The sequence below is a fragment of the Afipia sp. Root123D2 genome, assembly GCF_001425835.1.
Lineage (GTDB): Bacteria > Pseudomonadota > Alphaproteobacteria > Rhizobiales > Xanthobacteraceae > Afipia.
In genome coordinates, this window is record NZ_LMDP01000002.1 from 734,204 (window position 1) to 748,155 (window position 13,952).

Below are 13,952 nucleotides of genomic sequence, written 5' to 3' on the forward strand. Positions count from 1 at the left end.
ATGCATCATACATACGATAGCGATACTCTAACTCCGTCTGGAATTTTGAGACCCCGCCGTGGCCAAATCAGCCCCAAGCGACCTGCCCATTACTGAGCAACTCGCCTATCTTCTCGCGCGGGCAAATCGCGAGATTTCGCGTCAATTGGACGAACGCCTTCAGCAGGAGGGCGTCCCTGTCGAGCAATGGCGGATCTTGACGATCCTCTCGAATGGCAAGGGTCGCTCAATGGGCGAACTTGCCGAAACCGTTCTTCTCAACCATCCAACCCTGACAAAAATCATAGACCGGATGGTTTCCAACGCACTGGTTTATCGCGCGCACGATCCCAAAGACCGACGCAAGGTTTTGCTCTTTTTGTCCGATCGGGGAAAAACCTTGGCCAAACGGCTAAAGCCGTTGGCGCAAAGCCATGAGGCGCGGATCATTCAGAGTTACGGTTACAAATCAACCAGTGAACTGAAACGCCTCCTGGGCTCTCTTATAGAGAGAGCAACCTCGACATAAGGTCTCAAAAGCGCAACGATCGAGGTTGCAGCCGAGAGCGGAATAGCGCCTCCAAGCAACGGCGCGCTGGTTATCGCGGGAGTGCTCGACGTGCGTTTCGGCCGTTCGGCCGTAATAAAGGATGCGGCGTCCCGAGAAAGAGACGATATAACCCGCGCATCCGAACCCTTTCACGTTCTTGCAGAACGCCGAGTAGGAATATTCCGGCGGGTTGGCTTGCGCCCATTTGACCTGAGTGGCTACAATCAGACTGGTCGAATTGCGAAGCGACTGCTCCTTCGGATTACCGCAACACAGAACGGTGGATGGAGTAGCTGATTGTCTTAAGCGTATTCGTATATTCAAAATCAACAAACATTGCGCGAATCCAATAGACGCTTTGAACTCTGGACTTCAGGCAAATTTAGTACTGACGCGCTTTAGCTTCTCAATTCCGAAAAATAAATCGCACTCGTTCTCCCATCGATTGGAAGGATGGCACACAAATCCTTGCGCTTGCTTGTGAAGGAAAAGAAAAGGCTGTCGGCGACGCTCTATTTGAGCATTTTCTTCGGCATCAAAAAGATTGGTGTCGTCACTCAGCCAACGCCCTTGCAGACTTGCTCCAACGTTTGCACGACATCCTCGCCTCGATAGCCGAACCGCGCATCGATCGCTAGCGAGAACCGTGAGAAGGTGTCGATGATCGTCAGCACGCGAATCTTACGACCTGTTGCGAGCTGGTCATGAACGAAATCCATCGCCCAGGTCTCGTTGACCTGTCGCGCTTCGGTTCGGCCTTCGCGCAGCTTGGCCTTGACCCGACGCTTCGGTGTTTTGTTGCGCAATTGCAGGCTTAACTCGCGATAGAGACGGTAGACCCACTTGGCATTGATCCCCCAGCCATCACGAACCAACAAGACGTGAACGTGCCGGTAGCCGTAGCGCACGCGCGTCTCGCAGATGTTCTTGATCCGGTGTTTAAGGGCGGCCTGATCGCAATGAGCATACCGCTCCGCCAAGTGAAGGATCGCGGCGCGCGCCTTGCGATCTTTCCCTTTATGAAGCGGGCGTCTAGCTGTGCGCGTAGCGCTCGATCGAAAGTCCATCGACTGCAATTTCCGGCTTGATGCCTCCGATTAGATCGGCAACCACTCGTCCCGCGCCGCAGGCCATGGTCCAGCCCAGCGTGCCGTGACCGGTGTTGAGCACCAGATTGTCGAGGTGCGTTGGACCGATCACCGGCGGACCGTCAGGTGTCATCGGGCGCAATCCGCTCCACAATTTCGCGCGCGATGCATCGCCGCCATGAGGGAACAGATCGCCAAGCGAGCGATCGAGTGGCGCACGGCGATCTGGCCGCAGCGTGATGTGATAGCCGCCAACCTCGGCGGTGCCGCCGACGCGGATGCGTTCGCCGAGCCGGGTGATCGCGACCTTGTAGGTTTCATCCATCACGGTCGATTGCGGCGCGCCGCTCTCGTCCACGATCGGCACCGTGAGCGAGTAGCCCTTGACCGGATAGACCGGAATATCAATGCCGAGCGGCCGCAGCAGCAGCGGCGAGAAGCTGCCGAGCGCCACCACGTACTTATCGGCAACGAAAACACCCTTGTTGGTCGAAACCTGAGCGACGCGCCCACCGGTCACGTCGATCGACGTGATGGTAGCGCCATAGATCGTCTTGACGCCGAGACCGGCTGCGATCTTCTCCAGCCGCTCGGTGAACATGTAGCAATCGCCGGTTTCGTCGTCAGGCAGACGCAGGCCGCCAACGAAGGGCTCCCTCGCACGCGCAAGGCCCGGCTCGGCACGGACGCAGCCGTTGCGATCCAACACCTCGTACGGCACGCCGTACTGCCGCAGGATCTCGATATCGCCGCCGATCGCATCGAGCTGCGACTGCTTGCGGAACAGCTGCAGCGTGCCCTGGCTGCGCTCGTCATAAGCAAGTCCTTCTTCCTGCCGCAGTGCGCGCAGGCAATCGCGGCTGTATTCGGCAATGCCGACCATGCGGGACTTGTTGAGGGCATAGCGCGCGGAGGTGCAGTTGCGCAGCATCTGAAGCATCCAGCGCCACATCGCCGGATCCCATTGCGGGCGAACAACCAGCGGGCCGTATTTATCCATCATCCAGCGCACGGCCTTGAGCGGAACGCCCGGCCCGGCCCACGGCGATGCATAGCCGGGCGAAATCTCGCCGGCGTTGCTGAAGCTGGTTTCAAGCCCCGACCCGGGCTGACGGTCCAGAATCGTCACCTCATGGCCCGCCTTGGCGAGATAATAGGCCGTCGTGACCCCGATCACGCCGGCCCCCATCACCATAATTCTCATGACAACGTGTCCTCAAGCACAACCGACGGCACGCTCTCGTCGGCCCCCAGATAAATACGCCGATAGCGATGGCCGAGCGCGGTCAGCACTTCGTAGCCGATGGTCCCGGCGGCACAGGCAAGGTCATCGACCGGCTGGTGCTCGCCTATCACTTCGACTTCCGAATCCGGGCCAATACATCCGGGCGCGACACTGCTCGCATCGACCACGATGCTGTCCATCGAAACGCGCCCGGCGACAGGCAGGCGCTTGCTCTCGAAGAACACCGCGCCATGCGTGCCCCACAGGCGGTGAAGACCATCGGCATATCCGATGGAGAGCGTGGCGAGCCGCGACGCTGTCGGCGCGCTGTAATCCAAGCCGTAGCCGACGCGATCGCCCGGCGATACTTCGCGAAGCTGAATCACCCTTGCGGTAAGCCGCACGACAGGCCGCATCGGATTGACGGCGGCAGGACCTGGATTGACGCCATACAGTGCCGCGCCGGGCCGCGCGAGATTGAAGTGATAATCGCGGCCGAGGAAAATGCCCGAAGAATTCGCCAGCGATCGCGGCACATCGGGAAAGAGCGCGGCAAGCTGCCTGAATGCGGCAAGCTGCATCGCATTGGCCTCATGTGCCGGTGTGTCGGCACACGCAAGATGGCTCATCACAAAGCGCAGATCGAACACACCGGCGCGCGAATAGTTTTTCGCGCAAGTCGCAGTATCGTCCGGCATCAGACCAAGCCGGTTCATCCCGGAATCGACCTGGACCACGGTGGGCAATGTCCGCGCCAGTCTCTGCGCGCAATCGAACCACGCCTCGGCCTGCTCAAGCGAGTTGAGCACCGGCACGAGGCCCGCCATCACGCACTCTTGCTCAGCACCGCGCGGCAATCCGTTCAGAATGAAAATATCGGCGGAGCGCGGAAGATAGGGCCGCAGCGCCAATCCTTCGTCGAGATGCGCAACGAAGAAATGCCGGCATCCTTCGGCGAACAGCGCCAGCGCGACATAGGACGCCCCCAGCCCGTAGGCATCGGCCTTGACCACCCCCGCACACAGCGCGGCAGCGCCAAGCCTCGAACGGAGAAGACGGTAATTCGCGCGCACGGCCCGCAGATCGACCGTCAGCGTCGCCCCCCTGAACTGACCGTTGTTCGTCACTCCGCGCCTCGTCGCAGCTCGCCTGACATTTTTGGGCAAGGTATCAGCGCTTCCGAAACGGAAACCGGCGAATTCGTCTAAGAAGAGATATCTTACGCAGGATAAATGCGTATTCTGCCCGCCGAACGACCCAATCGAGCATATTTTTTAGACTGGAAGCCACATGACCATCGAGCCCGACGAACTGGATCGGAAAATCATGCGCGAATTGGTCAAGGACGCCCGGATCAGCCACGTCCTGCTGTCCGAACGCGTCGGCCTGTCTCCGACCGCCTGCGCGCGGCGGCTGCAGCAGCTCGAACAATCGGGCGTGATCCGCGGTTACTCCGCGGAAATCGACGCCACGGGTCTGGGCTTCATGATGACCATATGGGTTCACATCACCCTCGACCGCCAAAACGAGGACGCACTCGCCCAGTTCGAGAAGGAAATCAAGAAGTGCCCCGACGTGGTGTCATGCCATCTGATGTCGGGCAGCGACGATTATCTCGTCCAGGTGCAGGCCCGCGACATGGCCGACTATGAGCGCATCCATAAGCAACATCTGTCGCGCATGCCGGGCGTCTCGCGCCTGCATTCCAGCTTCGCGATGCGCGCCGTGGTCCGCCGTAGCGTATCGCCGGCCGTACTCAGCAGCTAACCTCAGGGCGCGGAGGATTTATACCCGGCACACCAAGCGCTAATTCCTTCCCGCAGATGTTAAAGCCCGAGAAATGACTTGCGGACGGTTTCGTTGGAAAGGAGTTCGCGTCCGGCTCCCTCGATCGTCACCTGCCCCTTTTCGAGAACATAAGCGCGCTGGACGACTTCGAGCGCTCGATAAGCATTTTGCTCCACCAAAATCAGACTGACCCCAGTCTCGAGGACCTTGCCGATCAATTCGAACAAATGATCGACCATCTTCGGCATCAACCCGAGAGAAGGCTCATCGAGAATAAGAAGCTGCGGATCGCTCATAAGCCCTCGCGCGATGGCAACCATCTGCTGCTCTCCGCCGCTCATCGAACCGGCAAGCTGCCTCTGTCGTTCAGCCACACGTGGAAACAACTCGAACACGCGCGCAAGATTCTCAGCGTACCGCGCTTTGCCGCGCGCGGCATAGGCGCCCATCTGCAAATTCTCGAGTACGCTCAGTCTTGGGAACACATGACGTCCTTCGGGTACCAAAGTGACGCCACGATCGACCATACGGCTCGACGCAAAAGCTGTCACATCTTCACCGGCGAAGCGAATTGCCCCCTGCTGCGGTTGAAGAATTCCCGCCAGCAGCTTTCCAGTCGTCGATTTGCCCGCGCCGTTGGCCCCGAGAAGCGCGATGGCTTCGCAGCGCGCCACCCTCAAGGAGAGATTGTTAACGGCGATCGCGCCCTGATAGCCGAAACAGAGCTTGTCTACTTCCAGCAATGGAGCTTCGCCGACGGTCGATCCTGTTTCCGTCACGACAAAGTTCCTTTCTGATCCAAATCATCCATCGCTCCAGACGTCTCAAGAGGCTTTCCGAGATAGGCCTCAACGACCGCAGGATTCGATGCGACCTGACGAGGCTCTCCTTCCGCAATCAATTTTCCGGCTGATATGACGAAAACCTGGTCCGATATCCTCATCACCGTTTCCATATCGTGCTCGACAAGCACCACAGTCGTTCCCTGATTTCGGATCTTGCTGAGGATGTCCATCATCTCCCGGGTCTCGGTCGGGTTCAGTCCCGCACAAGGTTCATCGGCGAGAAGAATCTGGGGGCGCGTAGCCATCGCGCGCGCAATTTCCAGTCGTCGCAGGTGTCCCACCGGAAGCGAGGATGCCAGTTCGCCGGCCAGCGGCATCAGCCCCGCCAGCTTGAGCGCCGCAACCGCAACCTCTGTGGGGTTGTATGCACCAGATCGACCAAACAAGGCGCCCACCAGAACATTCTCGTAGACGCTTAAGCCATGAAACGGCTTGGCAATCTGGAAAACCCGCGCGATGCCACGCTCGCTCAGCCGATGGGTTGCCATGCCATCAATGCGGCTGCCCTTGTACCAAATCTCGCCGGCGGTCGGCTGAAGATAGCCGGTCACCATATTAAAGATGGTCGACTTGCCCGCACCGTTCGGTCCAATGATTGTCGAAATGCTCCCCTTGGAGATTCCGATATCGACCCCGTCGATCGCCTTCAGCCCGCGGAAATGCTTGCTAAGGCTGCGAACAGAAAGGAAGCCGGCAGAACTTTCCCCGCGTTCTACCGGCGATATCTCCGAACTAACTAACGCCAGATTTCCCGCCTCGACATCCTCTCCTGCATAGCGCGGACCAACCGGTAGCGCTCCCATGATTCCTTTCGGTAAAACGAAAACGAACAGAACGATGATCGCTCCAGTCAGCATCATGTGTATCTGGAGAAAATCGCCCAGAACCACCTGGGTCAGGAACGCCATCAAGGCCGCGCCCAGAACCGGGCCGAGCAGCGTGCCCATTCCACCCAACAGCGAATAGACGATCATATTGAGTGACAAATCTGTCCGGAAAACCGAACTCGTCGTGATGTAACCAAGGCTGAAGGCGTAAACCGCACCGGCCAACCCGGTCAGGATGGCTGAAAGGACGAAGGCGAGCATCTTGTAGCGTTCAGTGGGAATGCCGAGCATTCTCGCCGTGTCCTCGTCCTCGCGGATCGCGATGAGGCCGTAGCCAAGTCGTGAATATCTCACCACCGCCGCAACGCCAAGAGCTACGACCGCGAGCACGAGAAATGCATAAAAGAAGTACACGTCCGGTGCGATATCGGTGACCGTATCGATTGTAATGCCGAGCGCGCCTTCAAACAGATCAACGCTGCTCGACAATTCCGACAGAACCAGCGCGACACCGAGCATCGCGATTGCAAAATAAGTTCCCCGCAAACGCAGGATTGGATAGCCGATAAGAGCGCCGAGCAACGCCGACGCCAGACCGCCGGCAAATATGCTCATTAGGAAGCGAAGCTGCGGGTCGGCAATCCCCCCGTGCTCCTGGAAGATGCCTGCAGCAAATGCACCAAGCCCAAGAAACGCAGCGTTTCCGAAGCTCCAATAGCCTGCGAATCCACCGAGAATATTCCACGCAATTGCCAGCGCGGCTCCAAACAGGATGGTCTGGCCGACCCGTAGCAGAAACGGCGTTGCCACAGCAGGCATCGCGGCCAGCAGCAGGATAATAGCAAGCGTACCAAGGGCAGCTATCCAGTTTTGTCTCAACAGCCGGATCATCGCGAACCACCAAAAGCGTTCCCGAGCAGCCCGTTCGGACGAACCAGCAGCATGAAAACAAGCGTGAGGAAAACAAATACGTTCGGATAAGCAGGCCCAATGAACTGCGTCGTCAATGTGCTGATCAATCCTAGCAACAGCCCGCCGACGAGAGCACCGGACGCGCTGCCAACGCCTCCCAGAACCACGACCACGAAACCATAGATCGTCCAGTGCTCATGGCTCGAAGGCGAGAATGGAAAGAGCATGCCGATCAGAACGCCGGCCGCTGCGGCGAATGCAGATGCGATACCAAATGTCAGAGCGTAAACCTGCTCGACATCCACGCCACACACACGTGCTGCAAGAACCTCCTCTGCCGTCGCCCGGATCGTCCGGCCAATCGGCAGGCGGTACAGCAGGATCGACAGTGCAGTGATCAGCAACAGGCCCGCAACACAAGCGATGACCTGCAGCAGGTTCAGGGTGATGCCGGCGATCTGCGTATGCAGGTTGGCGTAATTCGGTCGAATACTCATCACATCTGGAGAGAACAGCAGCGCGATCAGATTCTGGGCGATCAACGCCATCGCATAGGTGACCAGAAGCGAGGAGACGATGGTCGACCGATTAATTGCCGGCGATACGACATATCGCTGATAGATGTAGCCCAGCCCGAACCCGATCGCCGCCACGAACGGCATGGCAATCAATGGATCGAGACCAAAAGCCTGCCGCGCAACAAGAGCGAGGTATGCACCGACAATCACCAGGAGACCGTGACTGAGGTTCACGATCCCCAGGACGCCGAACACCAGCGAAAATCCGACTGCCGCCAACGACAGGACCGATCCCTGGAGAATTCCGTCCACGACGGCTTGGGCCAAGCGATCCATGACAGGTCAGGTCCGCGCGGTCTTGGCCGGCGATTCCTGCGCGGCAAAAGCTTCCGCCGCTTCCGCGCATGTCGTGTGCCACACGCCCTCAAACGTGCAGGTGTAGGCGATGAACCTCTCAAGCAACGCCATCCGGGATGGCCGCCCGATGACCTGCGGATGCAGAACCAGATTGTACAGTCCGCCCCACTTATACAGTTCGTCGAACTCATCCTTCCAGATAGTGAAAATGTGCTCGTTGGTTTGAATTGTTCGCGGATGACGGATCGACGTCATTCCATAGTTCGCGTCGCCGAGCGACCAGTGCGTCGGCAACTCGACCGGCCCCTGCCGGCCATCCGGCAGGACATGGCGATAAGGATAAACATCATCGAGCATGTTCGAATTGTAGAGGAAGCCGCGATCAGCCAGCATCTTGATCGTATTGCTGGTGATTTCTCCCGCCGGGGGCCGATAGCCTTTCGGCTTGTAGTTCAGATGCCTGTCGAAAGCCTCGCTGCCGCGGTCGAAATCCGCACATTCCATCTCCGGGAATTTGGGATCCGCCCATTCATGCGTATAGCCATGATGGCCGATCTCGTGCCCCGCCTGGAGAATCTCTTTGCAACGGTCGGTGTGATGATCGACGACCCATCCCGGGATAAAGAACGTCGCCGGCATCTTCGTTTTCTTCAGAAGCTGAAGGATCTGAGGAACGGCCCGTTTGACGTCATACAGCCCCTGGGAAAGCACGCCTAACCGTCCTGCATTCTCTGGATCGCGTGCCAGCCAGACCGACTCCGCGTCGAAATCAAAAGTCCACAGCACGGCGATCTTGGCGCCGTTTGGCCACTTCACAATCATAGTCAAACCTCAGTCAGAAGAACCCATCAACGGGAAAGGTAAGGGTGTCAGGAGATGATCAGCTTCGCCGAAGCAACGCGCTCGGGGAAAACGACCTGAAGATTTCCGCCTTGAATCTGGCCGATACCGGGCCCCATCAACACCGGATCGCCATCGCCGTCCGACGTAAACTTGATCCTGCCATAGAGAGATTCATAATCCAGCGCTGCCAGAGCATCGCGAACCTTCTCCGGATCTAGCCCTCCCACATCCTGCATGGCCTTGACGTAAGACACGATGCAGGCCGACGCCGCGACCGTCTGATAGGACTCCTTACGGTCCGTCACCGACGTGTAGTACTTGTAGTAATCCTTGCTGGATTTGAAAATCGGATCAGAGTACTCGAAGCGCGGCTCCCAGTACTGAAGAAATGTCAGGCCATCCGCATACTTTCCGAGGTTGGCACGGAACGGCGCGAACTGCGGCCCCAATGCCGTGAATATGAGCTTGATCTTTGTTCCCGTGGAAACAAGCTGCTGCACGATCAGGGACGATTCGTGTTCGTGGGTGTTGCAGATCAGCACATCAGGCGTTCTTGCCCGCAACTCGTTGACCACGCCGGAAACGTCAGTTGCTTTCGGGGGAAGACGATAAACGTCCATCACTTCGAAGCCGGCCTCCTTGAGAAAGACCACAGCGCCATCGGCCTGAGTCTTGGAGTACGGATCGTTGGTGGTAATCAGCGAACACTTCTTGATCTTGTCCTTTTCCGACTTGAGCATTTCGCTCAGCGACGCAAGTTGCCTCGAGGCGCGTGGAAACATGCCGAATACGTAACGGAACTTTCTGGTGAATATCTGGTCGGACCCACCACCTGCCTGAACCATCGGCCTCTTGGCACGCTCAGTGATCGCAGCTGTTGGGAGCACGATCGCGCTTGAGAACGAGCCGAGAAAGAAGCTTACCCCGGCGTCGACCTGCTTCTGGATCAGGGTCGTCGCACGTTGCGGATCACTCGCATCATCGAACATCTGAAGATCAAGCGTATACTTCTTGCCGCCGATCTCTACCCCGCCCATCTGCTCGTTGATGTATTTGATCGCGACCTTGTAGCCCTGGAGCACGTTCAGGCCGGCGTCAGCCTCTTTCCCACTCATGGGAATCGAGCCGCCGAAAGCGATGACGTTTTGTGTTTGCGCAAGAGCTCCGCGCGCGCCCAGAATGCCGAACGCAGAGCCGGCTGCAGCAGCTTTCACAACATCACGACGATTAATTCGCATGACTCTTCTCCCTTGATGATTTATAGAGGCCGGGCAGATAATCAGGCATCCGCCAAGCCGCATTTGCGTTGCTGTTCTGAAATTCGCGAGCGACATCCAATAGGAACGTGTCCTCATACCAGCGCCCGACGAATTGCAGGCCAACTGGAAGACCCTCCTCGGTCCAACCGCAATTCAGGCTCACCGCCGGATGTCCGGTCATGGTGAACATGCCAAGCATCGGCGCCCAGGCTGCACGAATATCGCCCGCGTCATTGCCGTCGATATCGATATTGCCAGATCCGGGATGCTCGGCCGACAACGGCGTACGCGCCAGCGCCGGAGTGACCACCGCATCGAACCTGTCGAACCACGACTGCACTTGCCTGAATAGACGGGTTCTTCCGTGCAGCGCGCCCTGAAGAGCCCGGGCGGAAAGCATCTCGGCATGCCGAATGCCGTCGACGATGACGGGATCGATCTTCGATGCCGGTGACAGCCTGTGCGCATGCCGTTCTGCCCAGATCGCATGCTGCAATGTCTGCCAGACCGGCAACGGCGGCTCGACCGAATCCGAGATCGGCTCGACGTTGCCGCCCAGTTCCTCAAGGTCATCAAGGGCGGCCTGGATTACGGGAAGCACGGCTTTGCTGATAGCCTCGCCGTTCAGGCGCTCGCGCCAGCCGATTCGAAGACCATCAAGCGGCTTTCGGGATTGATTTGGAAGACGACGTTCAGACAGAACACGCGAGAGCGACGCGGCATCACCGGGATGCGGGCCGGACATCACTGGCAGGGCGCTGGCGATGTCCTCGATATGTCTCGCCATCAACCCGATATGACCGAGACCCGAGAACGCATCACGAGCGCTGTCAAAGGGAACAAGGCCGAAGGTCGGCTTGAATCCAACCACGCCAGTGCAGGCCGCAGGAAGACGCGCCGACCCTCCGCCATCCGTGACCAATGATAGGCTCCCAATCCCAGCCGCGATCGAAGCGGAAGAACCGCCGCTCGAGCCTCCGGGCGACAGGTCGAGATTCCACGGATTACGCGTAACCCCCGATAGCGATCCATTCGTCGTCTGCTTGCAAGCGAACTCCGGAGTCGTCGTCTTGCCAATAACGATCGCGCCGGATTTGCGAATCCGGTCGACGCTGACGGCGTCGGCGCCGGGCACATTATTGGCAAGATCCAGCGACCCCATCGTCGTCCGAACCCCTTTGGTTGCAATGATGTCCTTCACCGTGACCGGTATGCCGGCAAGCTCGCCCATGACCTCGCCACGCGCGAACGCTGCTTCACATGACTTTGCCTCTTCGAGAGCCCTGTCACGACATATCGCTGTAAAGGCATTGATCGAGGCCTGACTCTTCTCTGCCCGATCGAGCGCATCCCCGACCATCTCGACCGGCGACAGCCGACGCTCGCGAAAAGCCCGCCGAAGCGCAACAATCCCCAACGTCTCGTCGCGCGAAAGCGTCATACCGACTCCAGTTGACGCTGAAGCGACCGGTCAAATGACAGCACGGACTCGAGCAGAACGGCGGCTCCCGCCGTGCACTGGTCCTGGGTCGTATACTCTTCCTCGTTGTGACTGATGCCATCGCGGCAGGGAACAAACACCATTGCCGTCGGCGCAACGCGCGCGACGTACGCGGCATCATGCCCCGCCCCCGAAACGATATCGAGCGAGCTCAGGTTGAGGCGATCCGCCGCCCTGCGGATATGGCGGCGAAGTTCCTTGTCAAACTCCACCGGGGGCGAGTTCCAGATGCACTTAAGATTAAGCGCGAGACCATCCGCCTCGACCTCGCGGCGCAATCTGTGCTCCAACTCTTTTCCCATGGCCTTTAGGACGGCGCCGTCCGGATGACGCAGATCAACGGTGAGAAACACTTCCCCGGGAACAACATTGGGTGAGTTTGGCCGCACCTCCACTCGCCCGACAGTCGATCGCGCATGAGGCTCGTGCGCTAGCCCAATCGAACGAACAAGCTGGATCACTTTGGACGCAGCCACAAGCGCGTCCTGCCGTGTCGTCATCGGCGTCGAGCCCGAATGGGAGTCGCGACCTGCGATCGTCAACTCATACCATCGCACACCCTGAACGCCGGAGACTACGCCAATCGCCGTGTCTTCCAATTCAAGGACCGGCCCCTGCTCGATATGAAGCTCGAACATCGCGGACATGGGATGATCGCCGACAGGCGCGTTCCCGCGATATCCAATACGGTCAAGCGCATCACCAAACTTGACGCCATCCTGATCCACGCGAGACTGTGCATATTCCGCGCTAAAAACGCCCGCGAAGACACCCGAAGCCAGCATCGCCGGCGAAAATCGCGCGCCCTCTTCGTTGGTCCAGTTCACAACTTCTATGGGCGCCGTCGTTTCGTAGCCTGCATCATTCAGACTTCGAAGTACCTCGAGGCCCGCCAGAACGCCCAACACGCCATCGAACTTACCACCAGTCGGTTGGGTATCGAGATGCGAGCCGATGCAGATCGGCGGCAACGAGTTGTCGCGGCCAGGGCGGCGCGCGAACATATTACCGAGAGAGTCAACTGACACCGCGCACCCGGCATCGGTGCATGCAGCAGCGAACCAGTCGCGAACTTTCCGATCTTCGTCGGTCAGGGTCTGGCGATTGATCCCACCCTTCGGCGTACCGCCGATCTCGGCCGTCGTCATCAACGACTGCCAGAGCCGATCGCCATCCACCGTTACATTCGACATCCGCTTAGCCTCTTATCGAGCGTCTTGGCAGATGCAATACGCGCATCTCGGATCCTCTGACCAAGTCCTGCGGACTACGGCACCCTCGGAGAGTGGGGTCGTCAAACAATTTAATCAAGCGTTTTTTTTGTTTGTTGATCCGCGCAAGGGACAGAGCGACTATGAGGCTCAGTCGATAGAAACTATTTTTGCGGCGCAATAGCTCTCGACTGAGGCACCGGCCCCGTGAAAGAAGAAAGAATAAATGGCGAATACCGCAACACGGATCATCGGGCTCGCGGATGACTAAAAAGCGATCACAGGCCGAGGCGCTCCAAACTCCTCACGTCGATCTTCGACGGATCAATGGAGAGGAAACCCGACAACGCATTCTTGACGTTGCTCAGGAGTTGTTCGCGCGGCATGGCTACAACGGCGTCAGCTTGCGGCAAATCACTACGCGTGCGAAGGTGAACGTCGCCTCGATTCACTACCATCTCGGATCCAAGGAGCACCTCCTGCTCGAAGTGCTTCGACGGGGAGCCGGTCCATTGGTTGAGAAAAGAGACAGCGCGCTCCACCGCCTCCCAAGACCTTATGTGCTGGAAGATATCATCCGAGCATTCGTGGGGCCTGTTTTCGGAGAGCCCGGTGCCAAGCAGATCTTGTTTGGTGAGTTGCGCGCCCGTCTTGTTTTCGAGAATAACAAGTTGATCGATCGAATGCTTTCCGAATTGTTCGACGAATCGACGCGGCGCTTCGTCGAGGCCATTGGCGAATGCCTGCCCAACCTCCCGAGAAAAGACCTGTTCTTCAGGATGCACTACCTGCTTGGCGTGATGACTTACACGATGTCGGGGCCCAAACGCGCCAAAGCACTCAGCGGCGGCTCCTATGACCTGACAGAAAGTGACGAGGGACTGAGCCAGCTCGTCAACTTTGTTGCAGCGGGGTTCCGGGGCCCCCCCTCCGGGAAGCGAGAGAAAAGCAGCCGCAAGCTGCCGGCGACAGCGCGGGCGAGATAAAGTTCTCTCGCCCTGCTATCCGGGCACCAGGGACAAGTTCGAAGCCCGCTTAAGCGCCGCGAA

12 protein-coding genes and 1 pseudogene are annotated in these 13,952 nt (G+C 58.5%); 3 read left to right on the forward strand and 10 right to left on the reverse strand.

From position 1 onward, the window contains the following. The first annotated feature begins 58 nt into the window (after positions 1-58). Positions 59-508, forward strand: coding sequence for a MarR family winged helix-turn-helix transcriptional regulator (locus tag ASC80_RS12590; protein WP_056297448.1), 450 nt, complete (start codon positions 59-61; stop codon positions 506-508). Between the two features lie 581 nt (positions 509-1,089). Here ASC80_RS12590 and ASC80_RS12595 read toward each other — a convergent pair. The 3 genes and pseudogenes from ASC80_RS12595 to alr form a co-directional block, all read right to left on the reverse strand. Beyond that, positions 1,090-1,482: pseudogene (locus ASC80_RS12595) on the reverse strand (DDE-type integrase/transposase/recombinase); the annotation flags it as partial. Between the two features lie 79 nt (positions 1,483-1,561). After that, on the reverse strand, positions 1,562-2,821 hold the full coding sequence (locus ASC80_RS12600) for a D-amino acid dehydrogenase (RefSeq protein WP_056297452.1): 1,260 nt from the start codon (positions 2,819-2,821) through the stop codon (positions 1,562-1,564). Next, on the reverse strand, positions 2,818-3,969 hold the full coding sequence (alr, locus tag ASC80_RS12605; RefSeq protein WP_056297455.1) for an alanine racemase: 1,152 nt from the start codon (positions 3,967-3,969) through the stop codon (positions 2,818-2,820). The genes ASC80_RS12600 and alr overlap by 4 nt, the downstream gene beginning before the upstream one ends. A gap of 163 nt (positions 3,970-4,132) precedes the next feature. Between alr and ASC80_RS12610 the strand changes: the two genes are divergently transcribed. Next, positions 4,133-4,609, forward strand: coding sequence for an Lrp/AsnC family transcriptional regulator (locus ASC80_RS12610; protein ID WP_056297458.1), 477 nt, complete (start codon positions 4,133-4,135; stop codon positions 4,607-4,609). 59 nt (positions 4,610-4,668) lie between these two features. Here the strand turns inward: ASC80_RS12610 and ASC80_RS12615 are convergent, their stop codons facing one another. Genes ASC80_RS12615 through ASC80_RS12645 form a run of 7 tightly spaced genes read right to left on the reverse strand, consistent with a single transcriptional unit; the run spans position 4,669 to position 12,885 of the window. Then, positions 4,669-5,409, reverse strand: a complete 741-nt coding sequence (locus ASC80_RS12615) for an ABC transporter ATP-binding protein (protein ID WP_244487265.1) — start codon at positions 5,407-5,409, stop codon at positions 4,669-4,671. Continuing rightward, positions 5,406-7,193: a branched-chain amino acid ABC transporter ATP-binding protein/permease gene (locus tag ASC80_RS12620; RefSeq protein WP_082512562.1), complete on the reverse strand. Its 1,788-nt coding sequence runs from the start codon at positions 7,191-7,193 to the stop codon at positions 5,406-5,408. Before ASC80_RS12620 ends, ASC80_RS12615 begins: the two co-directional genes overlap by 4 nt. Further along, a complete protein-coding gene (locus ASC80_RS12625; protein WP_056297464.1) occupies positions 7,190-8,068 on the reverse strand; it encodes a branched-chain amino acid ABC transporter permease in 879 nt (292 codons plus the stop codon). The genes ASC80_RS12620 and ASC80_RS12625 overlap by 4 nt, the downstream gene beginning before the upstream one ends. A 6-nt stretch (positions 8,069-8,074) precedes the next feature. Further along, positions 8,075-8,911, reverse strand: a complete 837-nt coding sequence (locus ASC80_RS12630) for a polysaccharide deacetylase family protein (protein ID WP_056297466.1) — start codon at positions 8,909-8,911, stop codon at positions 8,075-8,077. 47 nt (positions 8,912-8,958) lie between these two features. After that, complete coding sequence (locus tag ASC80_RS12635; RefSeq protein WP_210168413.1) at positions 8,959-10,170, reverse strand: amino acid ABC transporter substrate-binding protein; 1,212 nt, start codon at positions 10,168-10,170, stop codon at positions 8,959-8,961. Next, positions 10,160-11,632, reverse strand: a complete 1,473-nt coding sequence (locus ASC80_RS12640) for an amidase (RefSeq protein WP_056297472.1) — start codon at positions 11,630-11,632, stop codon at positions 10,160-10,162. Before ASC80_RS12640 ends, ASC80_RS12635 begins: the two co-directional genes overlap by 11 nt. Beyond that, entirely contained in the window at positions 11,629-12,885 is a 1,257-nt protein-coding gene (locus tag ASC80_RS12645) for a Zn-dependent hydrolase (RefSeq protein ID WP_056297475.1), read from the reverse strand. The genes ASC80_RS12640 and ASC80_RS12645 overlap by 4 nt, the downstream gene beginning before the upstream one ends. A 281-nt stretch (positions 12,886-13,166) precedes the next feature. On the opposite strand from ASC80_RS12645, the gene ASC80_RS12650 reads away from it, so the two are divergent. Next, a complete protein-coding gene (locus tag ASC80_RS12650) occupies positions 13,167-13,889 on the forward strand; it encodes a TetR/AcrR family transcriptional regulator (protein ID WP_056297478.1) in 723 nt (240 codons plus the stop codon). Positions 13,890-13,952 lie beyond the last annotated feature (63 nt).

What these genes read in the sequence shown, in the direction of transcription:
- ASC80_RS12620 (WP_082512562.1), bottom strand. Translation starts at nt 7,193, where the DNA reads ATGATCCGGCTGTTGAGACAAAACTGGATAGCTGCCCTTGGTACGCTT.
- ASC80_RS12635 (WP_210168413.1), bottom strand. Translation starts at nt 10,170, where the DNA reads ATGCGAATTAATCGTCGTGATGTTGTGAAAGCTGCTGCAGCCGGCTCT.
- ASC80_RS12630 (WP_056297466.1), bottom strand. Translation starts at nt 8,911, where the DNA reads ATGATTGTGAAGTGGCCAAACGGCGCCAAGATCGCCGTGCTGTGGACT.
- ASC80_RS12645 (WP_056297475.1), bottom strand. Translation starts at nt 12,885, where the DNA reads ATGTCGAATGTAACGGTGGATGGCGATCGGCTCTGGCAGTCGTTGATG.
- ASC80_RS12600 (WP_056297452.1), bottom strand. Translation starts at nt 2,821, where the DNA reads ATGAGAATTATGGTGATGGGGGCCGGCGTGATCGGGGTCACGACGGCC.
- ASC80_RS12640 (WP_056297472.1), bottom strand. Translation starts at nt 11,632, where the DNA reads ATGACGCTTTCGCGCGACGAGACGTTGGGGATTGTTGCGCTTCGGCGG.
- ASC80_RS12610 (WP_056297458.1), top strand. Translation starts at nt 4,133, where the DNA reads ATGACCATCGAGCCCGACGAACTGGATCGGAAAATCATGCGCGAATTG.
- ASC80_RS12625 (WP_056297464.1), bottom strand. Translation starts at nt 8,068, where the DNA reads ATGGATCGCTTGGCCCAAGCCGTCGTGGACGGAATTCTCCAGGGATCG.
- ASC80_RS12650 (WP_056297478.1), top strand. Translation starts at nt 13,167, where the DNA reads ATGACTAAAAAGCGATCACAGGCCGAGGCGCTCCAAACTCCTCACGTC.